Source organism: Bacillus sp. SH7-1, from assembly GCF_008042405.1.
Classification (GTDB): Bacteria; Bacillota; Bacilli; order Bacillales; family Bacillaceae_G; genus Bacillus_A; species Bacillus_A thuringiensis_N.
This window is the reverse complement of sequence record NZ_QNUD01000042.1, coordinates 30,457-52,377: the sequence shown is the minus strand read 5'-3', so window position 1 is coordinate 52,377 and position 21,921 is coordinate 30,457. Positions and strand designations below refer to the sequence as shown.

The window sequence follows — 21,921 nt, the reverse complement described above, 5'->3', positions numbered from 1 at the left end:
TAGATGAATTGGTATGTAATCATTCCAATGATAATTTCGTTTATCGTTGTATTTTTAATTGGTGTATATGCTTCAAGACGCGTGCAAGCAACTGCTCATAATAAATTTTTGCAAGAATATTTTCTTGGTGGGCGTGAGCTTGGCGGTTTATTATTAGCGATGACAATGATTGCTACATATGGTAGTGCTAGTAGCTTTATTGGTGGTCCTGGTATTGCTTACAATATGGGTCTTGGATGGGTACTGCTATCTGCGATTCAAGTTGTAACAGGGTATATCGTTTTAACGGTTATCGGTAAAAAGTTTGCAATTATCGCTAGGAAGATGGAAGCCATTACTCTTATCGATTATTTAAAGGGAAGATACAATAATAAAGCAGTCGTGATCCTTTCTGCGTTATGTATTATTATCTTTTTATTTTCAGCAACAGTAGCTCAGTGGGTCGGCGGTGGACGATTAATTGAGTCGCTAACGGGTTTATCTTATACAACAGCACTATTTTTATTTACTTTCTCTGTACTTGTGTACGTATTAATTGGTGGATTTCGTGCAGTTGCGCTATCAGATACACTACTAGGTATTATCATGTTGGTTGGAACGACAATCATTTTAATTGCTACTGTCATTGCCGGTGGTGGAATTGAAAAGATTATGCATGAACTTGTTCAAATCAATCCGAATTTAATTACACCATTCGGAGCAGATGGTAGTTTAACTAAATCATATGTGACATCGTTTTGGATTTTAATTGGAATTGGCGTTGTCGGTTTACCACAAATTAGTGTGCGTGCCATGTCTTATAAAAATTCAAAAGCAATGCATCAAGCGCTTATAATTGGAACGATTGTTGTAGGTACAATTATGATTGGTATGCATTTAACGGGTGTATTTGCAAGAGTTGTACTGCCAGGTATAACGGTACCAGATAAAGTAATGCCGCTACTCGCGATGGAAGTGTTGCCACCTTGGTTAGCGGGAGTTTTCTTGGCTGCACCAATGGCAGCGATTATGTCTACAGTAAACTCGCTATTGTTACTTGTAAGTTCATCAATTATTAAAGACATATACGTAAATTACATAAATAAAGATGCAGCGGACAGTACAATCAGAAAAGGAAGTTTGTGGATTACTGGTATCATAGGGCTGCTCGTTTATGCAGCAGCAATTAAACCACCAGATTTTTTAATATGGTTAAATTTATTTTCTTTCGGTGGATTAGAAGCAGCATTCATTTGGCCGATCGTATTAGGATTATATTGGAGGAAAGGAAATGCTACAGGAGCGCTTGCTTCCATTTTCGTTGGAGTAGGTTCATATATGTGTATTCATCTTTTCTATCCAAATCCGTTTGGTATACATACAGTTGTCTTCCCAATTTGTTTTGCGTTTATCGCTTATGTTATTGGAAGTATGAGTGCTGTAAAAAAAACAGTATAGGTTAGCTGAAAAAACGTAGTCCTTATAAGACTGCGTTTTTTCGTATGAATTTGTTCTTTTTTATTCTGTATATCCACGATTATTCATAAATTAATAACAACTGAGGGGATGGAGTTGAGGTCGATGAAAAAAGTGTTATTTTTAGGAGACCCAGGAATTGATGACTCTTTAGCAATTATGTATGGATTGTTGCATCCTGATATTGATATTGTTGGTGTAGTAACGGGATATGGAAATGTAACACAAGAAAAGGCGACAAGTAATGCCGCATATTTATTGCAAATGGCAGGGCGGGAAGATATACCTGTTATTAATGGTGCGAAAATCCCCTTATCGGGAGATGTTACAACGTATTATCCGGAAATTCATGGGGCAGACGGTTTAGGACCGATTAAACCACCAAAAACTTTTTCGCCAAATATAAAACCTTTTTGTGCTTTTTTTGATATTATTGAAAAGTATAAAGGAGAATTAATCATTGTGGATGCTGGTAGGTCAACGACACTAGCGACAGCATTTATTTTAGAAAAGCCGATGATGAAGTATGTGAAAGAATATTATATAATGGGCGGCGCGTTCTTAATGCCTGGTAATGTAACACCGGTAGCAGAGGCAAATTTTCATGGTGATCCTATTGCGTCACAATTAGTGATGCAAAATGCTAAGAATGTGACATTAGTACCACTTAACGTTACATCTGAAGCTATTATTACGCCGGAGATGGTAAAATATATTACGAAACACTCTAAAACGAGTTTTAATAAGTTAATTGAGCCCATATTTACGTATTATTATAAAGCTTATAAAAAGTTAAATCCGAAAATAACAGGTAGCCCAGTACATGACGTCGTTACAATGATGGTCGCGGCAAATCCCTCCCTGTTAGATTATGTATATCGTCGTGTTGATGTAGATACAGTTGGAATTGCAAAGGGAGAAAGTATTGCTGATTTCCGTCCTCAACCTGACTCAAAAGCTTTAAAGAATTGGGTACGAATTGGTTGGTCATTACATTATAAAAAATTTCTCGAAGACTTCGTGAAAATTATGACGTAGACATAATGGGAGAATACAAGTTAAAATAATGGAGATGATTACTAAAATAATCATCTCCATTATTTTGTTTGTAAGAGATAGATAGAGAAGAGCTACACAATAGGAGAGGAATTTTACTTGAAAAAAACTATAGTATGCGCAGTAATTGTGGGTATTTTCGTTTTGCTAATATCGGGTAACTTTTTAGTGAAAAAAGTATGGAGTTCAAATAATGATGATGCACAGTATATCGCATCCTTTATTGAGGAACATAAAGATGAAAAAAATAGTGCGCTCCTAGTCAAGAGAAATGATAAAATTGTTTATTCTGTAAATCCAAATGTTGTATTGCCGGTTGCTAGTACGATGAAACTAATTGTGGCGCTTGAATATACGAAACAAGTTACAGAAGGGAAAATTGATTCGTCTAGTTTCGTTTCCATTAATGATGTGAATCGGTATTACGTACCGAATACAGATGGTGGTGCGCAAGATAGGTGGCAACGGTATTTGGAGAAAACGGGCAAGATAACTGAAGGAGCGGTTTCTTTAGAAGAAGTGGCAAAAGGAATGGTTAAGTTTAGTTCGAATGCAAATGCTGAATATTTAATGGAAGTGTTAGGATTAGATAACATTAATCGAAATTTAAAAAGTTTATCGCTTCCAGCACATCAGCCGCTATTTCCGATCGTTTCATCTTTATACATCCCTGGATATTTGCATAAAGAACTACATGTTCCGAAATATAAAATAGAGAAAAAATTAAAAGAAATGTCTCAAGAGCAATATCGTGAATATGCGATGCTTATTCATGAACGTTTAAAAAAGAAGGGACCATTATTACAGAAGGAAATTCCTCTTTATTTAGAGGAACGTTACGATAAAATTTGGTCAGATCGATTACCAGCTGCTTCTGCAAATGATTATATGGTACTGCTTCAAAAGGCAAATCATAAAGGTGGCCTGACAGAAGCAGAAGAAAAAGTATGGGCGAATATCGTTGAGACAGATATGAGTGCTAAGAAATATCGTAAAACATTTAGACATGCAGGGCAAAAAAATGGCTATACGCCATGGACAGTTACAAAAGCAGTTTATGCAATGGATAAACGTGGGAACTGTACAGAAATAGTGTTCTTAGCAAATGATTTAAATGAGGACGACAGTGCAGAAATACGGAAACATTTAGCAAACTTACATTTCCAAGTGTTGCAAAGTGATAAGTATGATGCGACTTTTATTAAGTAAACTCGGTGCTTGAAGCGCCGAGTTTATTTTTATGCCCAAGCACTTTTTCGCCATCTCTGGGTATGATGGGTAGTAATACTTAGGTGAAAGGGGAAAAGGTGATGAAACAAAGTAAAGAAGAGTTTATAAAGAGTGAAGGCGCTGATTTCCCTGGGAAAACATATGTGGATTGTGTATTACAACATGTATTTCATTTTCAACGAAATTACTTATTGAAAGATATGTTTCAAGTGCACAAAGCACATATTGTGATGCTGATGGAAGAAAATTTAATGAAAAAGGAAGAAGCTAAAGTTATATTACACGCATTAAAAAAGGTAGAAGGAATTCCAAAAGAGCAATTGCTCTATACAGAGCAGCATGAAGATCTCTTTTTTTTAGTGGAACATTTAATTTCTCAAGAAGCAAAAAGCGATTTTGTAAGTAATATGCATATTGGTAGAAGTAGAAATGATATGGGTGTAACGATGTATCGCATGAGTTTAAGACGGTATGTATTACGATTAATGGAACATCATTTGTTATTGCAAGAGAGTATATTGCAACTTGCTGCTGATCATAAGGAAACAATTATGCCAGCTTATACACATACACAACCAGCACAGCCAACAACATTTGGTCATTATGTGTTAGCAATTTATGATACGATGCAAAGAGATTTAGAACGAATGAAAAGAACGTACAAACTTTTAAATCAATCCCCAATGGGAGCTGCTGCGCTTTCTACAACAAGTTTCCCAATTAACCGAGAGCGAGTTGCCAATTTACTTGGATTTACTAATGTAATCGAGAACTCATATGATGCTGTTGCTGGAGCGGATTATTTATTAGAAGTTAGCTCATTACTTATGGTAATTATGACGAATACGAGTAGATGGATTCATGATTTTTTACTATTAGCGACGAAAGAATATGATGGTATTACTGTTGCAAAGCCATATGTACAGATTAGTAGTATTATGCCGCAAAAGCGAAATCCAGTTTCCATTGAACACGCCCGTGCAATTACGAGTAGTGCTTTAGGTGAAGCATTTACAGTATTTCAAATGATTCATAATACACCATTTGGCGATATTGTCGATACGGAAGATGACTTGCAGCCGTATTTATATAAAGGAATTGAAAAGGCTATTCGTGTATTTTGCATTTTGAATGCAGTCATTCGAACAATGAAAGTGGAAGAAGAAACGCTGAAAAGTCGTTCTTATAAACATGCAATTACGATAACTGATTTCGCAGATGTTTTAACAAAAAACTATGACATTCCATTTCGGCATGCGCATCAGGCAGCAAGTGTTATTGCAAATATGTCATTGGAGCAACAAAAGGAGCTTCATGAATTACATTTCAAAGATGTAAATATATACTTACAAGAAAAATTTAAAATACATTTATTAGAAAAAGAGTGGGAAGAAATTATATCTCCAGAAGCTTTTATACAAAAAAGAAAGGTGTACGGTGGACCGAGTAAAAAAGAGATGGAGCGTATGATTAAAAATCGAAAAGAGTCATTTCGAAAAGAAGAAGAGGTATTTAAAAAGGAAAAACAGAGAATTTTACAAGTTGAAAATGCTTTGAATACGTTAGCTTCGAATATTATTGAATCGTGAAAGAGGGATTTAATGAATTAATCGCCAATACTTAATGAAACTATAAATAGAGAGAAGAGATTGTCGATGATTCAATTACATGTATATGAAGAGATTCTTAATTTTAAAGAAGTGGTTACACCATTTTTAGAAAAGAATGAACAGGAAAATAATCTCATATTAGGTGTATTACAAATGGTCCAACAACCGATATTTATGGGTATAGCGAAACAAGGAGAAGAAATTACGATTGTATTTCTGCAAACGGAAGAGAAGAAACAAATCATTGTTGCAACTTCTGAAATTTCAGGAATAGCTATCAAGGAGCTTGCAAAAGAGTTAACGAAAGTATATCCGGATATTCCTGGATTGATCGGTAATAAGAAAGTTGTACAACAATTAGCGGAAGAGATTGCGGTGTTAGAAAATAAGAAAACGAGTGTTGTAATGGAACAAGGAGTATATGAGTTGAAAGAAGTGAAGAAGAAACCGAGCGAGGGTAGTTTTTTTCGAGAAGTACGTAGTGATGAACTAACATTAATAGAAGAGTGGATATATCGATTTTGCGAAGATGTGAATCTTCCTACTACGAAAGAGGAAGCAAAACAAACGGCACATACATTAATCACTAATCATCGTTTATTTGGTCTAGAAGTAGATGGAAAACTTGTTTCTGTAGCAGCAAAAACGAGACCAACTAAAAATAATATAACAGTTAATTTTGTATATACGCCAAAAGAAGCAAGGAAAAAAGGATACGCATCTAATTGTGTAGCGGCACTTAGTCAACGTATGTTAGATGAAGGGTACAAGACGACTACGTTATATACTGATTTAGCGAATCCGACATCGAATAAAATTTATCAAGAAATTGGTTATGAGCAAATTGCGGAGTCTGTGCTTATATTTTTAGAGAAGTAGAACAAAAAGGCGTGCTAAAATAGCACGCCTTTTTGTTATTCATCAATTCTAATAACCTCGCCTTGAGGGAAGTCTTCAGTTTCTAGTAAGTTACGAATAGCTTTCGCAACATATTCAGGTGATAATAGTTTTCCTGCTTCTTTTAATGCAATGAAGCGGTCCAAATTTATGAAATCTTCTTTATTTGTTTCACGAATTTGTGATTGCATATTTGTATCAACAACACCAGGTGCAAAAGCGACGATTTTTACTGGATATTCTTTTGCTGCTTCTTCGGTTGCTACGCACTGTGTAAACATATTTACGCCAGCTTTCGTTGTACAATAAGCGCCCCATCCGAAGTATGGATTTTTTCCTGCACCAGATGAAATGTTTATAACACGTTTATCTACTTTCCATTCTTTCGTATGTTTCATGAAAGTAGATGTAAGAATCATAGGGGCAAGTAAATTAATGTGAACGTTCGTAATGAATTGTTCACTTTCTGCTTTTTCAATTGGCTTCATAGGAGCAACTGTACCCGCATTATTAATTAAATGAATAGAGGATACACTGTCTTCTTGAATAGATGAAATGATTTCGTTAAAGTTCGTTTCTAAATTATGTACATCTTGAAGATCTAAGGAGTAGAAAACACAATTGCTATTATATTGTTCTGCGAGTTTCGTAAGTTCTTTATTTTCTCTTCTAGAAATAGAGATAACAGTTGTATTTTTTTCTAACAATTGTGTGGCAATAGCCTCACCTAAACCTTGTGAAGTTCCTGTTATGATAACGTAGCGCATAGTTTTATAAACTCCTCTCATATGTGCGGAATTTTGTTGGACAACGTACATTGTATAGTTTGTCTACATTTTATAGTATAGAGCACTTTTTACTATAATTGAAATGAGATGATTGTGTGCCTTTTATAAATCGTTTTACGACAACAGTACCTGGTGCCGTCACGTTCACTGGGAATACGCTGGGACTTAGCCCTACATCACCTGCACCAGGTAATATTTTTGGTACACTCGCTGTTTTTACAACGGTAAATACAGCGCTGCAAGTACCAGGATTCCCAGCAGGGACAACAGATGAATGGCAATTGAATTCTTCAAGTGCAATTTTAAATCTTCCAGCAGGAAGCAGTGTGTTATATGCAGAGTTAGTTTGGGCTGGTACTTTCCGGACTGATACGGAAGATGTTTTACCATTTTTAAATGATAACATTACATTTACAACGCCAGCAGGGACGTTTTCTGTTACGCCAGATCCTGCTACCGCGCAGCAAGGTTCAGTAGGAAATCAGTTTTATTATGCTCGCTCTGCCAATGTAACGAATCTTGTTAGTGCAGGTGGGGCAGGCACATATACAACGGGTGCTGTGCCTGCTGCAAGAACTTCAGCCGACCCGACAATCAGTCGTTCAGCTGGATGGACGCTTGAGGTTGTGTATCAAAATGCAAGTTTACCACTTCGAAATTTGTCAGTATATGCAGGCCAAGAAATTATTGATGCTTCATCACCACCAGTTGATGCTACTATTTCAGGATTTGCTACGCCGGCAACAGGAGCTGTTACAGGAAGAGTGCTCGTAACTGCTCAAGAAGGTGATTCTAACATTTCTGGAGATCAACTTCGCTTTGGGCCGAATGCGAATACTACAGTTGCATTATTCGGACCGAGAAACCCTGCAAATAATTTCTTCCAGTCTCAAATTTGTAATGACAGTGGAAATTTAGATACGAGCGGTACATTCGGAGATTTAAATCAGCCGTTAGGGGTAGCTTTGGCCGTCCGAAGACAGGGGTGGGATATTACGAATGTAGATGCCTCCTCATCTTTAGTAAACAATCAAACGTCAGCAACTGTTCGCTTCGTTACAAATGGAGATGGATACGCTGCAGCTGGTTTTGGTGTTCAAATTGATGCGACAGGTCCAATTATTAATCCAGTTAAATCGGTTAATAGAACAGTCGCAGGAGTAGGGGATACTCTCACTTATACGATTACGGTTCCGAATACAGGAACAGGAAGTGCAGAAAACGTTGTATTACGTGATAGTATTCCGAACGGAACGACATTTGTTGCAGGTAGTGTAACGGTAGGGGGAGTAACACAGCCGAATGCAAACCCTGCTAATGGAATTAATTTAGGAACAATCCCAAATAACACGCAAAGAGTTGTTACATTTCAAGTACGAATAACATCGTTTCCGAACCCAAACCCTATTCCAAATCGTGCAATGGTGTCATATCAATTCCGTCCTTTTGTTGGTAGTTCTCCTATTACAAGTACATCTTCTTCAAATACAATACAAACGACAGTGAATCAAGCAACTATAAGTATGCAAAAATCTGTAGATTTACAGACTGCGACACTTAATGATGTATTAACGTACACAGTTAATGTCACAAATAATGGGAATGTTGCTGCAAACAATGTAATTTTTGTTGATAGTATTCCTGCAGGAACAACATTTGTCGCAAACAGCGTTACGGTAAATGGAGTAGCACGTCCAGGAGCGAATCCAGCAAGTAGTATTAATCTAGGAAGTATTAATGCTTCGCAAACGACTGTAGTGCGCTTTCAAGTTCGAGTAACATCTAATCCTCTTGTCAATCCAATTCCGAACCGTGCGAGTGCAACATTTAACTTTACTCCAGTGCCTGGCCAACAACCAGTTTCAGGGCAAGCGACAAGTAATACTGTAGTTACTACAATTAATATAGCTGATATAACAACGAGAAAAACAGTGGATAAAGCTTTTGCAACGGTTAACGACGTTCTTACGTACACGGTAACAATTCAAAATACAGGAAATGTACTTGCAACGAACGTTATTTTTCAAGATCCAATCCCAATTGGAACGACATTTATCGCAAATAGTGTGACTGTGGATGGGGTTTCACAACCTGGGGCAAATCCAGCGACTGGGTTTACAGTAGCGAATATATCTCCTGGCGGAAGTAGGACTGTTACATTTCAAGTACGAGTTACATCTACACCATCGGGAGGTACGATTGCGAATCGCGGAAATGTATCTGCTAATTTCGTCGTTAAACCGAATCAGCCACCGATAACAATTAATAGACAAACGAATACAGTTGTGACACAAGTTAATACAGGCGGTTTAAATATAATAAAAGAAGTAAATACAACGCAAGCGGCGGTAGGGGATACTTTAACATACACAATTGCCGTCCAAAATACAGGAAACGTTCCGTTAACAAATGTATTTTTCCAAGACCCTATTTCTTCTGCTGTTTCATTTGTTGCAAATTCTGTAACAATTAATGGAGTACAGCAAATTGGACTAAATCCGAATACAGGATTCTCTCTTCCGAATATTCCTGCGGCTCAAACGGTTGTAGTCACATTTGACGTAGTAATTGTACAGAATCCAGAAAATGAAGATATTTTAAATCAAGCAAATGTAACAGCAAGCTTTCAAGTGAATCCGAATGAACCACCAGTTACAATCAATGTTCCGAGTAACGTTGTGAATACGACAGTACAATCAGGGAACTTTGAAGTTGTGAAAGCAGTGAATACGGATGTTGCAACGGTAGGAGATGTTTTAGTATATACAATCGAAGTTATAAATGCAGGTAGTGTACCAGCTACAAATGTATTTTTCCAAGATTCAATTCCACAAGGGACATTATTTATTGAAAATAGTGTAGTTGTTAATGGTGTTTTACAAGAAGGGGCGAATCCAGAACTTGGATTCCCATTAAATAATTTGCCTACTGGCGCAAGTGTTATTGTTACGTTTGAAGTATTAATTGATGAAATTCCACCAGGGAATAATGTTGTAAATAACGCGAATGTAACTGGAGATTTTCTTGTAAATCCAACAGAGCCACCAATTACTGTGACGGTTCCAAGTAATACTGTTATGACAGTTGTGAATTCCTCAGGGTTAAATGTAATAAAGAGTGTAAGCGCTACTGAAGCAGGTGTAGGAGATACACTAACATATACAGTTGCTATACAAAATAGTGGAACGGTAGTAGCGACAAATGTATCATTCCTTGATCCGATTCCAGCTGGAACCACTTTTGTAGCGAATAGTGTAACGATAAACGGGACACCTCAACCAGGTTTGAACCCGACAACTGGATTTCCACTTGCTAATATTCCAGTAGGAGGGATGGTAACAGTTACTTTCCAAGTGACAATCACGAGTGTACCACCAAATAGAGTTCTTCCGAATAATGCGAATGTAACTGCTGATTTCCAAGTAAGTCCTCTCCAGCCACCAATTACAATTGTAACGATTAGTAATATTGTTGTGACGCGAGTGAATGTAGGATCACTTAATATAATGAAGAGTGTAAATACACCACAAGCAGGAGTAGGGGATACGTTAACGTATACGATTCTTATACAAAATACAGGAACTGTTCCTGCAACGAATATTATTTTTCAAGATCCAATTCCGTCCGGTACTGCGTTTGTAGCAAATAGTGTAACGATCAACGGAGTCGTTCAGCAAGGCGCGGATCCTATGGCAGGTTTCTCAGTACCAAATATTCCGGTCGGACAAACGGCCACGATTACGTTTCAAGTTACAGTGACGAGTGTTCCGAGCGGTGGAAATGTTAGAAACCAATCGAACGTTACTGCAAGTTTTCTTATAAATCCAGCAAACCCTCCAATAACGACTGTTACAAATAGTAATTTTGTAGTGACGCAAGTAAACACAGCACAGTTAAATATACAAAAATCTTCATCTGTACAACAAGCAGCACTTGGAGAAACTTACACGTATTCTGTTGTCATTCGAAATAACGGTACAGTAACAGCAACGAATGTCTCTTTCATTGATCCAATTGCTCCAGAAACAACATTTGTAGCAAACAGTGTAACGATAAATGGAACGCCACAACCTGGATTTGACCCAAATGTTGGTTTCCCGCTTCCTAATATTGCAGCTGGAACATCATTGACAGTAACATTCCAAGTTACGGTAGTTGCACCGTCTACACGTGGAGCAGTATTAAATACAGCATCTGCTACAGCCACTTTCTTATTAAATCCTTTACAACCACCTGTAACAACAACGAACTCAAGTAATACAACGGTAGTTACAATACCGTTACCTCCTCCTGGTGAAGTAACAGCAACAAAAACAGTTGATGTTGCAACTGGGGCTGTTGGAGATGTATTAACGTATACCGTGCTCATTTCAAACGTAGGAATTATCCCTGTTACAGATGTATTCTTCCAAGATGTCATACCAGAAGGAACGACGTTTGTTGACAATAGTGTAACGATAGGTGGAGTGCAGCAACTTGGTTTAAATCCAGAAATAGGATTTACAGTTACGCCATTATTAATCGCTGGTGGAAGTATTGAGGTCACATTCCAAGTGACGATTACAGAAATTCCAGATAATGAAGTTATATTAAATGATGCAGACGTTACATTTACTTCACAACCAAATCCGCAGGAACCACCGATTACGGAAACGATATTAACGAATTTAGTCGTTACGACAATTAATATAGCGTTTATTTTTCCGTTAAAACTAGTAGATAAAGAAGTAGCGACTGTAGGAGAAATATTAACGTATGATGTATTGATTTTTAATTTCGGAACAGTACCAGCGACCAATGTTCAATTTATCGATACGACTTCTGCTGGTGTAGCATTTGTACCAGGAAGTGTGAGCATCAACGGGGTACCTGCACCAGGATTAGATCCTTTCATTGGTTTTACAGTTCCAGATATACCTGTAGATGATTTTGTACTTGTCACATATCAGGAAGTGGTTACAAGCATACCAGAAGGTGGTACGATTGTTAACTTTGTAGACGTTACAGCTACATTTGCTGTAAGTGAAACAGAACCACCGATTACGGAGACGACGACAAGTAATACGACATTAACAGAAATCAATGAGCCTGGTTTGAATGTTTTAAAATCAGTAAGTCAGCCGGTTGTTGCAGTAGGCGATACAATCACATATACAACAGTAGTTCAAAATACAGGAACAGTGCCAGCAACGAATGTTCAATATAGTGATGTATTACCTTCCTCTATAGCATTCGTGCCGAACAGTGTAACGATAGGTGGTGTGTTACAACCTGGATTCAATCCGAATAATGGATTCCCGCTTCCAGATATAAATCCAGGTGGAAGTGTAGAAGTCACCTTCCAAGTAACCGTTGTTAGTGTGCCATCAAACGGAACAATTGCCAATACGGCAAATGTAACAGGAAGTTTTGTATTAGTACCAGGAGAACCGCCAGTTATAGTAAACCAACCGAGCAATACAACACTTACAACTGTAAATAGAGGGCAATTTAATGTTATGAAACAAGTAAATAGGGTTGCTACTCTCGTTGGAGATATATTAACGTATACGGTTCAAATAACGAATACAGGAACAGTAACAGCTAATGATGTTCAGTTTGTTGATACCATTTCAGCAGGGGCGTCATTTGTACCAAATAGTGTAACGATAAATGGAGCCCTGCAACCAAACTTAAATCCGATTACTGGATTTGGAGTTGGAGATATACCAGTTGGTGAAACGGTTATAGTAACGTTTCAAGCCACAGTTACAACCATCCCGTCATCAGGAACGATTACGAACGTTGCAAATATAACAGGAAGCTTTGTATTAGTACCAGGAGAACCACCGGTTGTAGTAACTGAACCGAGTAATACGACGATAACTAGAGTGAATAGAGGACGATTCAGCATTATAAAATCTATAAATAAAGAAGCGACACGATTAGGAGATACGTTAACGTATAGTGTGCAAGTTACAAATACGGGAACGGTAACAGCAACGAATGTTCAGTTTATCGATGTTCCATCACCTAGTTTAGAATTCGTTCCTGGAAGTGTACAAATAAATGGGATTCCGCAAGTAGGTTTAGATCCATTTGTAGGCTTTGCATTGCCTGATCTTGCAGTAGGGGATAGTGTATTCATTACATTTGAAGTAAATGTAATCGCAGTTCCGCCTTCTAGTAGCATTATGAATACAGCGAGAGTAACAGGTGATTTCGAATTGATTCCAGGAGAACCTCCGTCTACAATTACAAATTCAAGTAATACGACGGTTACGCCGGTAAATAGAGGCAGCTTAGATATGCTAAAAGAAGTAGACCATTCAATTGTTGGCGTAGGAGAAACGGTAACGTATACGGTTCGTATATTAAATACTGGTACTGCTGATGCAATGAATGTTCAATTTATCGATGTGCTATCTCAGGAAGCTGATTTCGTCCCAAATAGTGTAACGATAAATGGGGTTCCGCAACCGGGGTTAAATCCGCAAATTGGATTAACGATACCAGATATTCCAGTTGGTGAGACGGCAATTGTAACATATAAAGCTACGATTACAAGTTTTCCGGATGGTGGAACAGTAGTAAACGTTGCTGGAGCGTTAGCAGAATATGTTTTAGTACCAGGAGAGCCGCCAGTTACAGTGATGGACACGAGCAATACAGTTATTGTAACGGTAAATACTGCAATCCTATTTGTTGCAAAAGGAGCAAACTTTGAAGTGGCAATGGTAGGAGATGTTGTCACTTACGGAATTGCCGTTATAAATGATAGTACAGTTCCTGTAACGAATATTGTTTTAACAGATATCATTGATCCAAATACGTTATTTATAAATGGCACGGTAACGGTAAATGATGTACCTCTTCCATTTGCTAATCCGAATACTGGTATTCCGTTAGGTGATTTTCAGCCAAACGATGCAGCAATTATTAATTTTCAAGTTGTCATAACAGGAGGACAAATAAATAATTTAGTTACAAATACTGCTACAGCAAGTGGGCTCGCGACTGTAAATCCGAATGAGCCACCAGTAGTAGTTGAAGGTGATAGCAATACAGTTGTTATCCCATTTATATCTCAAAATGTCTCAACGACAGTCGTAAAAACGGCAGATTTACAGGCAGCAACGATTGGAGATGTCATTACGTTTACGACAGTCATTACAAATACAGGTGATACTGTAATGCAAAATATTCGTTTTCAAGATATGTTAGATAGTAGTGTTCGATTTGTTCCTGGAAGTGTAACGGTTGATAATACGCCAGTGCCGAATGTAAGCCCGGCAGTAGGGTTTCTTATCGGAAGTTTAAATCCTGGTGAAGCAAGGACAGTTTCGTTCCAAGTAGCAGTACAGAGCGCGCCAAATGGTTCAGGAAATTATATAAATCAAGCGAGTATTCGTTTTGAACATCAAGTAGGCACAGTGTTGCCACCTGTTACACAAATAGTAGAAAGTAACATAGTTGTAATTCCATTTGTTCCAACGATTGAACAAATTTGCGAAACTAATATTAATTGCTTAGGGAAAATTCCTTTTCAATGTTCTCCGTGTGATCATTTGCAAATAAAGAAAAAATAAATGCAGAAAGAGCATCCTGTAAGAGAAGGATGCTCTTTCTGCATTAATCATGTAGATTCTTTTTCGGGCGAGGTGAAAAATTCGTCGATTTTGTCGGAAAGTAGTAATGGAATAGCTCCTTTTATAACAGAAATGTCCCAGTCCCACCATGCGAGATTCTCAAGTTTGTCAATTGTTTCTTGCGGGAAACGATATCGAATAAATTTTGCAGGATTACCAGCCACAATTGCATATGGTGGTACGTCCTTTGTAACAACACTCTTTGCGCCAATAATGGCCCCGTTACCAATTGTAACACCAGATAAAATGCAGGATTGATAACCTATCCATACATCATTGCCGACTACGATATCACCTTTTGAAGTAGGGTGACCAGTAATATGTGCTCCTTCATCAAAAAGTGCATTAAATGGGTAAGTCGTTATCCAGTCTGCACGATGCTCACCGCCAAGTATGAAAACGACTTCTTCTCCTAATGAACAAAACTTACCTATTTTTAATTTCGTTTCATCGTTCCAAGAAAAAATGGTTGGCCCTACTTTACTATAAGTATAATCACCGATATCATACTTACTATATTCTGGTTTTTGATTTAAATATAACATGATTCTTCAGCCTCCTTTCTCAATTAAGCGATACGTATGGAATATTATATGCAAGGTGTAGCAAGGTGAGCTGTGTTAATAGGTGAAATGAACAAAAAGGAGTGGGCTGTATGAGATACGAAATGGGTTTATATAATAAACCTTTTCAATCAATTCAATCTGGAAAAAAAGTATATGAAGTACGTTTATACGATAAAAAACGTCAACTCATAAAACAAGGCGATCATATTGTATTTACAAACCTTACGACAGCAGCAACGATGACTGTAAAGGTAACAGAAATAAAACGATACGAAAGCTTTACAGCAATGTACGAACAAATTGATAAAAAATTATTGGATTGTGAAAATGATAGTTTAGAGGAAATGTTAGAAAGTACATACAAAATATATACGAAAGAACAAGAAAAAAAGTGGGGAACGGTTGCGATTGGTATTGAGGTAATACAATGATAAGAAATCGTGGCGTGGCGATCATTGTGCAGGAAGGGGAAATTGCTCTTATAAAACGTATTCGAGAAGATGAAACATATTATGTTTTTCCAGGCGGGGGAATTGAAGAAGGAGAAACACCTGAAGAAGCAACAAAGCGAGAAATTTATGAAGAATTAGGGGTACATATAAAAATAGAACATCTAATTGCAAAGGTGGAGTTTAAAGGTACGGAGTACTATTTTAATGCCCATATTATAGATGGAGTTTTTGGAAGTGGTAAAGCTGAAGAGTTCGAACTGAAAGATAGAGGGAGTTATATTCCGTTGTGGTTACCAATACAAGAGTTGGAAAAAGTGAATATAAAACCGTGTGAAGTGGTCGGAAGTATATTAGAACATTATAAAATATAAGGTCTGACAACATACAAAAAAAACCATTGACATAGTCTTCTGATTTAAGTATTGTATTCGAGTATGTTTATAATCAGGAGGTTTATATGAGCAATCAAACTACTACACATCATGTGAAAATGACAACAGCAGATCCATCTGGAATTGGTCTATTTGGATTAGCGATGGTAACACTTGTAGCATCATCTCAAAAGTTAGGCTTAACAGATGGTGTTTCACTTGTATTACCTTGGGCGATCTTTTTAGGAGGATTTGCACAAATCTTTGCTTGCATTCACGATGCAAAGCATAACAATACATTCGGTACAACAGCATTCGGTGCGTACGGCCTATTTTGGTTAGGTGTTGGAATGACTTGGTTAATTCAACTTGGAGTATTTGGCGAGAAATTAGCACAAGCTGCAGATTCAAAACAGCTTGGTGTAGCCTTTATCGGATATTTGATTTTCACAATCTTTATGACAATTGGTGCAATGGAAACACATAAAGTATTATTTATGATTTTCGTCCTTATTGATTTCCTATTTATCGGTCTTTCATTGAGTACTTTAGGTGTTATGCCACACGCAATGCATAATTTAGCAGCATATTCTGAACTTCTTATTTCATTATTATCTTTCTATGGTTCAGCAGCAGCAGTGTTAAATACACACTTCGGAAAAGTTGTTTTACCAGTTGGAAAGCCATTTGGTATTTTTAAAAAGTAATAAAAAAGCACAGATGATTGTATAGTCATCTGTGCTTTTTTGTGATGTAAACAGAAATAATAATAAAATACAATTGAAATTGATTCTCATTATTAATATAATGAGAATGAGAATCATTTATTGTAAGAGGGGGATGCCGAAGTGGCGAAAATTTTAATAGCTTATGCAAGTATGTCAGGAAATACAGAGAGTATTGCTGATTTAATTAAAGTTAGTTTAGATGCCTTTGATCATGAAGTAGTACTGCAAGAAATGGAAGGCATGGATGCTGAAGAATTATTAGCTTATGATGGAATCATTTTAGGATCTTATACGTGGGGCGATGGTGAATTACCATTTGAAGCGGAAGATTTTCATGATGACTTAGAAAATATAGATTTATCAGGGAAGAAAGTAGCGGTATTCGGGTCAGGTGATACGGCGTATGAACTGTTTTGTGAAGCGGTAACGATATTTGAAGAACGCCTTGTAGAACGCGGTGCAGAGCTTGTACAAGAAGGATTGAAAATCGAACTAGCTCCAGAAGATGAAGAGGATGTTGAAAAATGCAGTAATTTTGCAATTGCATTTGCTGAGAAGTTCTAAGAATGGGAGTGTCAACGTGGAGACAATGTTAAGTGCGACCGCTATTACAAAGTTAAGAGATGGAAAGCTTATGTTAGCTACTACATATAATGGTTTATTTATTGAACAAGACGGAGAATGGAAGCAAATTTTAAATGGTTTTCAAAAACGAATTAGGGATTTACATAGCGAAGATAATGTAGTGTATGGTGTAGGTGACGAAGGAATTTTTATTCGTAGTATGAATGGTGGAGAGACGTGGACGGTTCAACGTTTTCCAACAAAAGCAACGAGTTGGAATGTATGTAGTAATGTACTAGGAACTGTCATTGCCCATGGAGATAAAACGTTGTATCATTCTAATGATTTTGGTTCGACATGGGAAACTATTCATCCATTTCTTGAATATGGTGGCGGGGCACCATCTATTCGATCGTTGTTTTTATATAAACATTACTTATTTATCGGTACGAAAATACATGCTAAATATGGTGGTGTTTGGCTCTTTAATTTGGAGACACGTAAATTAAAGAGGATTAAAATCGTGATGAATCAGATGATCTCAGCGTTGACTTTACACAACTCTTATTTAGTAGCAGCCAGTGGATCATGCAAAGGGATTAGCGGGAATATCTCTTTTTGTAAAATAGATGAAAGTATTGAGAATGAAAAAACATATTGGCACACATGTCAAAGCGAGCAGAAAGCAAGTAGCTATTTAGACTTAAGTGTAGATCAACATGTGCTATATACAACGTCAACGCAAAATAAGGCGGGGATTAGTACTGTTTGTCGTGTGCTTTTAGAAGAAGGAATTGTTACAGTATGCGACTCAGTTAAAGGGCATGGCTGGCGCATCGTTAACGAAAAAGAAGGCTATGTTGTAGCTGGATCAGGTGAATCAAAAGCGATGCAGTGGAAGAAAAAAGTTGTATAGCAAAAAAAACTTTGCTTTTATTATATTGATATGATATATTATATTTAAACCATTTTACTTTTAATAATATAGAGATTTAAATGAGCTGTAACTTCCGAGGAGGATAGCAATGTTAAATCTCCTCAGAGTTGCAGTTTTTTTAATGTCTGACTTATTTTTGTAAAGTGGTTGAAAATGAATATGTACATATAGGTACATTGTAGGAGGATTTTTTAAATGCAAAACGGTAAAGTAAAATGGTTTAACTCAGAAAAAGGTTTCGGATTCATCGAAGTTGAAGGCGGAGAAGACGTATTCGTTCATTTCTCAGCTATCCAAGGCGAAGGTTTCAAAACTTTAGAAGAAGGTCAAGAAGTTACTTTCGAAGTAGAACAAGGTAACCGTGGACCTCAAGCTACAAACGTTAACAAGAAGTAATTGTGGAAAAAAGAAGGGCTTGCCCTTCTTTTTTTTTGTATTTTTATTGAATAACCTCCTATGTACATCTAATAATGAAATTGAATTTTCGTTTTTTAGACGAAGTATTACATGCATAAAGTGTATGATTAAATAAATACTGAAAATAAAGTATGTGTGTGAAAAGGAATTTAGAAAGAGGTAAATAAATTGGAAAACGCTACACATTTTATTGTGTTTGATATAGAGAGAAATTTCAGGCCGTATAAATCAGAAGATCCGTCAGAGATAGTTGATATCGGAGCTATAAAAATAGAAGCAAGTACAATGAAGGTAATTGGAGAATTTTCGGAGTTAGTAAAACCGGGAGCACGTCTTACTCGTCATACGACAAAATTAACGGGAATTACAAAGAAAGATTTAATTGCTGTCGAGAAATTCCCGCAAATTATAGAGAAATTTATTCAGTTTATCGGAGAAGATTCTATATTTGTTACATGGGGGAAAGAAGATTATCGATTTCTATCTCATGATTGTACGTTACATGGTGTAGATTGCCCATGTATGGACAAAGAAAGAAAAATGGATTTACAAAAATTTGTTTTTCAAGCGTATGAAGAATTGTTTGAACATACACCAAGTTTACAATTTGCGGTAGAACAGCTTGGTTTAACGTGGGAAGGGAAGCAACACCGAGCTTTAGCGGATGCTGAGAATACAGCGAACATACTTCTTAAAGCATATAGCGAGAGAGATATTACTAAAAGATATAAAAGACATGGTGAGCTTGAACTTGTAGAAAACGGCAAACTAACAGAAAAAGCGAAAAAAAAGATGCGGAAATGGGTATTTAAAGAAATGAGAAAAAATACAGAGCGTCCTTTCGTTTGGAGTACATTTGAAAGTAGTGACACGTGGGAAAGTATAACGGAAAGATACTATATAAGTGAATCTACAGTAGAACTTCTGAAAAAGCATTTTCGTACGGCGGTTAGAAAAGCGGAAAGACAGATTAGGTATTTGGCTGAGATGGAGAAAGTAGTAGAAGAAAGTTAGCAGTGTAATCTATTTTATTCATATGTACAACTAGACTTCAGGATTAAGTCACTGAAGTTTAGTTGGAAAATTCACAGCTTGTCTTGTGTTGTTAATGGAATAGTTTATAGTTTTTAGTACGAAGGTACATATTATTTGTTTTTTGAGAAAGATAAACTGAATTTCCAGTTTGAAATATAGTGGTAATAGCATTGTTTATATTGTTCGAATTACGAGTTAATATTCATCTTCTGAAAATGGAATATTTAATCGGTTTTCTACAGTACGTAAACGTTAATTTAAATGGTTCAGCCGGTGGGTGTGTCGCTCAACTGTATTTTCTAATTGACGAACTCTTTCATTTAAGCTATAAACCTGAAAGTTTAACTTTTTTATTTGTTGTTCAAGTTCGTATAAAGAGTAAAATAAGAGTTTGTACAAGGGAGGTGTGATAGTGATAGACTTGGATATTAAAGATGTCACCGTACAGATGGAATTAAACGGTGTTTTTTGGAATGAGGCCGGGATTGCTGAAATGACGGTGACTACAAAGGAAGAGCATTCTCTTATTCTTCAAATAGTAGTTGATTTAGAAAATAGAACTATTAGAGCGACGAGTGCCGAAATAGTGAACGGGTTCTGTCCCCTGTGCAAACAGAAAAAGGACGAATGTAGTGAACTTAAAGACCTACAAAACAAAATGGAAATTTTAGAAGAAGCCTATGATTGGGTGAGAGAGCATCCGGTATATCGTTTTCAACTATCTTTTTATGAGTACAATAAATTTGAGATAATAAAGTAAAAGTTTCATTTTAAGAATATACATAGTGATTAAAAGGAAGCGCACCAAAAACTTTAGAAGGACTTGGTCAACTAGAAATATTGAAGCAAAGATCTTTAATGGAAATAAGCTTGTACAACAAGGCAGGAATCTACTTGATTCTGTAACAAATGTCATATTAGATTAAAAATAATTTTTAAACATAATCATATTTTGTTATAAAGCAGAAAAACCGATTCTACTAAGAATCGGTTTTTCTATAAATGAAAACTATGTCCCAAATAAAAGAGCGCTTATTAAAAGCGCCCAGTAAAAACAGCTATATGGAAGGATTTATTCAATCCCGTTCGGATCATAAGAATACTGCTGCTTATTCTCAATCCGCTCAATCACATCTTGCAATTCATCTGGCTTCAGAAACTCAATCGGAGAGAAGCCTTTCTCAAACGTAAGTGTATCGGCTTCAATCATTAATACGTACCGATCATTTACCTTTGCGATATGTATTTGATCCCCGAAATCAGCAAGCAGGGCCTTCACAGAGATATGATCTGCTTTTAGCTTTAATTCCACTTCAGGAGCATGCTCGACGATTTGAGCGGTAGCTTCCATTACTTCTTCGGTTGAAAATTGTTCCATAATTTCACGTTTTGGACTGGCAGCCCATACTTCCATCGCTTGGTCGAATTGTTCACGTTCTTCCGTACCTTCTTCAAATACATCTTCAATTTGGTCATATACCATGTCCATTACTTGTGTTTTCATAATTTCAGGCATAGAGCGTTCGTATTCGACGAATTTTAAGAAGTCTTCAAAGTAACGGGCGTGTGATGCTTGGTGAATCTTTAGCTCGCCCACTTCGACCATACCTTCTTCGGGCATGTACGGATATTGGATAGATTTCATATTTTTTGTTGTGATGGCCATTTCAACGTTACGAATCAGTGTAGATTCATCGGAAATGGAAGCGACTTTCGGCTCGAAGTCACATTTCATAACGAAAACGAATGGATCATCAAAGTATTTGCGTAGTTTTGCTTGCGCAATTAAAAATACACCACCGCGTACAGCACTTGTGTCAAGATATGTATAAACGAGAGGTTCGCTCATATCTTTGAAGTTTTCCTTCGTATCTGCAAAGCGAATGCGATTAAATAGGTTGTAATGAGGGTTTGAATCAAGTTCGTGCCCTTCTTCTACAATGAAGCGACCGATTTTTGTCGGAGCTTGTTCTGTTTTCGCATGACGTTCTACTTTTCGCTTTGAAATTTTTAATAATTCTCCATTCAAAAATTCTTTTAAGGAGCTATCTTCATACTCTTCAGCGTCTAATGTTTGAAAATGTTTGTAGCGTTTATCAACAGCTTCACCTTTTCCTTCTACTTGTACAACATAAAAGGAAAGATAATTTATTTCAAAATCCATATTTATCACCTTGTTTCATTTCG

General features: G+C 36.8%; 17 protein-coding genes and 1 pseudogene. 14 read left to right on the top strand and 4 right to left on the bottom strand.

The window, feature by feature from the left end:
* Window positions 1–3: 3 nt before the first annotated feature.
* From panF to DN390_RS26410, 5 genes are all read left to right on the top strand, one after another.
* Window positions 4–1,437: a sodium/pantothenate symporter gene (gene panF, locus DN390_RS26430; RefSeq protein WP_147808897.1), complete on the top strand. Its 1,434-nt coding sequence runs from the start codon at window positions 4–6 to the stop codon at window positions 1,435–1,437.
* A 123-nt stretch (window positions 1,438–1,560) separates the two neighbouring features.
* Window positions 1,561–2,493 (top strand): nucleoside hydrolase, encoded by a 933-nt coding sequence (locus tag DN390_RS26425; protein WP_147808896.1) that lies wholly within the window; start codon window positions 1,561–1,563, stop codon window positions 2,491–2,493.
* A gap of 117 nt (window positions 2,494–2,610) precedes the next feature.
* Entirely contained in the window at window positions 2,611–3,720 is a 1,110-nt protein-coding gene (locus DN390_RS26420) for a serine hydrolase (RefSeq protein WP_147808895.1), read from the top strand.
* A gap of 101 nt (window positions 3,721–3,821) precedes the next feature.
* On the top strand, window positions 3,822–5,330 hold the full coding sequence (gene argH / locus DN390_RS26415) for an argininosuccinate lyase (RefSeq protein ID WP_147808894.1): 1,509 nt from the start codon (window positions 3,822–3,824) through the stop codon (window positions 5,328–5,330).
* Window positions 5,331–5,396: 66 nt separating this feature from the next.
* Window positions 5,397–6,230, top strand: a complete 834-nt coding sequence (locus tag DN390_RS26410; RefSeq protein ID WP_147808893.1) for a GNAT family N-acetyltransferase — start codon at window positions 5,397–5,399, stop codon at window positions 6,228–6,230.
* Window positions 6,231–6,265: 35 nt separating this feature from the next.
* On the opposite strand, the gene DN390_RS26405 is transcribed toward DN390_RS26410, so the two are convergent.
* Window positions 6,266–7,015, bottom strand: coding sequence for a (S)-benzoin forming benzil reductase (locus DN390_RS26405; protein ID WP_147808892.1), 750 nt, complete (start codon window positions 7,013–7,015; stop codon window positions 6,266–6,268).
* Between the two features lie 116 nt (window positions 7,016–7,131).
* Between DN390_RS26405 and DN390_RS26400 the strand changes: the two genes are divergently transcribed.
* A complete protein-coding gene (locus tag DN390_RS26400) occupies window positions 7,132–14,604 on the top strand; it encodes a DUF7507 domain-containing protein (RefSeq protein WP_147808891.1) in 7,473 nt (2,490 codons plus the stop codon).
* A gap of 47 nt (window positions 14,605–14,651) precedes the next feature.
* Here the strand turns inward: DN390_RS26400 and DN390_RS26395 are convergent, their stop codons facing one another.
* Entirely contained in the window at window positions 14,652–15,209 is a 558-nt protein-coding gene (locus tag DN390_RS26395; protein ID WP_147808890.1) for a CatB-related O-acetyltransferase, read from the bottom strand.
* Between the two features lie 110 nt (window positions 15,210–15,319).
* On the opposite strand from DN390_RS26395, the gene DN390_RS26390 reads away from it, so the two are divergent.
* The 7 genes from DN390_RS26390 to DN390_RS26360 all read left to right on the top strand — a co-directional run bounded on the left by DN390_RS26390 (window position 15,320) and on the right by DN390_RS26360 (window position 19,713).
* Window positions 15,320–15,661 (top strand): ASCH domain-containing protein, encoded by a 342-nt coding sequence (locus tag DN390_RS26390; RefSeq protein WP_097951643.1) that lies wholly within the window; start codon window positions 15,320–15,322, stop codon window positions 15,659–15,661.
* A complete protein-coding gene (locus tag DN390_RS26385; RefSeq protein ID WP_147808889.1) occupies window positions 15,658–16,053 on the top strand; it encodes an NUDIX hydrolase in 396 nt (131 codons plus the stop codon). Before DN390_RS26390 ends, DN390_RS26385 begins: the two co-directional genes overlap by 4 nt.
* 86 nt (window positions 16,054–16,139) lie before the next feature.
* Window positions 16,140–16,760 carry an acetate uptake transporter gene (locus DN390_RS26380; RefSeq protein ID WP_000070938.1) on the top strand — a complete coding sequence of 207 codons (621 nt, stop codon included), beginning with the start codon at window positions 16,140–16,142 and terminating at the stop codon, window positions 16,758–16,760.
* A 141-nt stretch (window positions 16,761–16,901) separates the two neighbouring features.
* Complete coding sequence (locus DN390_RS26375; RefSeq protein WP_001062756.1) at window positions 16,902–17,345, top strand: flavodoxin; 444 nt, start codon at window positions 16,902–16,904, stop codon at window positions 17,343–17,345.
* A 16-nt stretch (window positions 17,346–17,361) separates the two neighbouring features.
* Window positions 17,362–18,261 carry a WD40/YVTN/BNR-like repeat-containing protein gene (locus DN390_RS26370; RefSeq protein ID WP_147808888.1) on the top strand — a complete coding sequence of 300 codons (900 nt, stop codon included), beginning with the start codon at window positions 17,362–17,364 and terminating at the stop codon, window positions 18,259–18,261.
* A gap of 216 nt (window positions 18,262–18,477) precedes the next feature.
* Window positions 18,478–18,678: a cold shock-like protein CspB gene (cspB, locus tag DN390_RS26365; RefSeq protein ID WP_001179150.1), complete on the top strand. Its 201-nt coding sequence runs from the start codon at window positions 18,478–18,480 to the stop codon at window positions 18,676–18,678.
* A 189-nt stretch (window positions 18,679–18,867) separates the two neighbouring features.
* Entirely contained in the window at window positions 18,868–19,713 is an 846-nt protein-coding gene (locus tag DN390_RS26360) for an exonuclease (protein WP_147808887.1), read from the top strand.
* A gap of 276 nt (window positions 19,714–19,989) precedes the next feature.
* On the opposite strand, the pseudogene DN390_RS31710 reads toward DN390_RS26360, so the two are convergent.
* Window positions 19,990–20,058: pseudogene (locus DN390_RS31710) on the bottom strand (hypothetical protein); the annotation flags it as partial.
* Between the two features lie 88 nt (window positions 20,059–20,146).
* Here DN390_RS31710 and DN390_RS26355 point away from each other — a divergent pair.
* The gene (locus DN390_RS26355) at window positions 20,147–20,494 is read left to right on the top strand and encodes a hypothetical protein (protein ID WP_141541872.1); all 348 of its coding nucleotides are present in this window, start codon (window positions 20,147–20,149) and stop codon (window positions 20,492–20,494) included.
* Between the two features lie 312 nt (window positions 20,495–20,806).
* Here the strand turns inward: DN390_RS26355 and DN390_RS26350 are convergent, their stop codons facing one another.
* Window positions 20,807–21,898 carry a DUF3900 domain-containing protein gene (locus tag DN390_RS26350; RefSeq protein WP_147808886.1) on the bottom strand — a complete coding sequence of 364 codons (1,092 nt, stop codon included), beginning with the start codon at window positions 21,896–21,898 and terminating at the stop codon, window positions 20,807–20,809.
* Between the last annotated feature and the right edge of the window lie 23 nt (window positions 21,899–21,921).

Bases quoted from the DNA above. Each gene is read 5' to 3' on its own strand.
- DN390_RS26350 (WP_147808886.1), bottom strand. From the start codon at position 21,898: ATGGATTTTGAAATAAATTATCTTTCCTTTTATGTTGTACAAGTAGAA.
- argH (WP_147808894.1), top strand. From the start codon at position 3,822: ATGAAACAAAGTAAAGAAGAGTTTATAAAGAGTGAAGGCGCTGATTTC.
- cspB (WP_001179150.1), top strand. From the start codon at position 18,478: ATGCAAAACGGTAAAGTAAAATGGTTTAACTCAGAAAAAGGTTTCGGA.
- DN390_RS26405 (WP_147808892.1), bottom strand. From the start codon at position 7,015: ATGCGCTACGTTATCATAACAGGAACTTCACAAGGTTTAGGTGAGGCT.
- DN390_RS26395 (WP_147808890.1), bottom strand. From the start codon at position 15,209: ATGTTATATTTAAATCAAAAACCAGAATATAGTAAGTATGATATCGGT.
- panF (WP_147808897.1), top strand. From the start codon at position 4: ATGAATTGGTATGTAATCATTCCAATGATAATTTCGTTTATCGTTGTA.
- DN390_RS26425 (WP_147808896.1), top strand. From the start codon at position 1,561: ATGAAAAAAGTGTTATTTTTAGGAGACCCAGGAATTGATGACTCTTTA.
- DN390_RS26390 (WP_097951643.1), top strand. From the start codon at position 15,320: ATGAGATACGAAATGGGTTTATATAATAAACCTTTTCAATCAATTCAA.
- DN390_RS26385 (WP_147808889.1), top strand. From the start codon at position 15,658: ATGATAAGAAATCGTGGCGTGGCGATCATTGTGCAGGAAGGGGAAATT.
- DN390_RS26410 (WP_147808893.1), top strand. From the start codon at position 5,397: ATGATTCAATTACATGTATATGAAGAGATTCTTAATTTTAAAGAAGTG.
- DN390_RS26380 (WP_000070938.1), top strand. From the start codon at position 16,140: ATGAGCAATCAAACTACTACACATCATGTGAAAATGACAACAGCAGAT.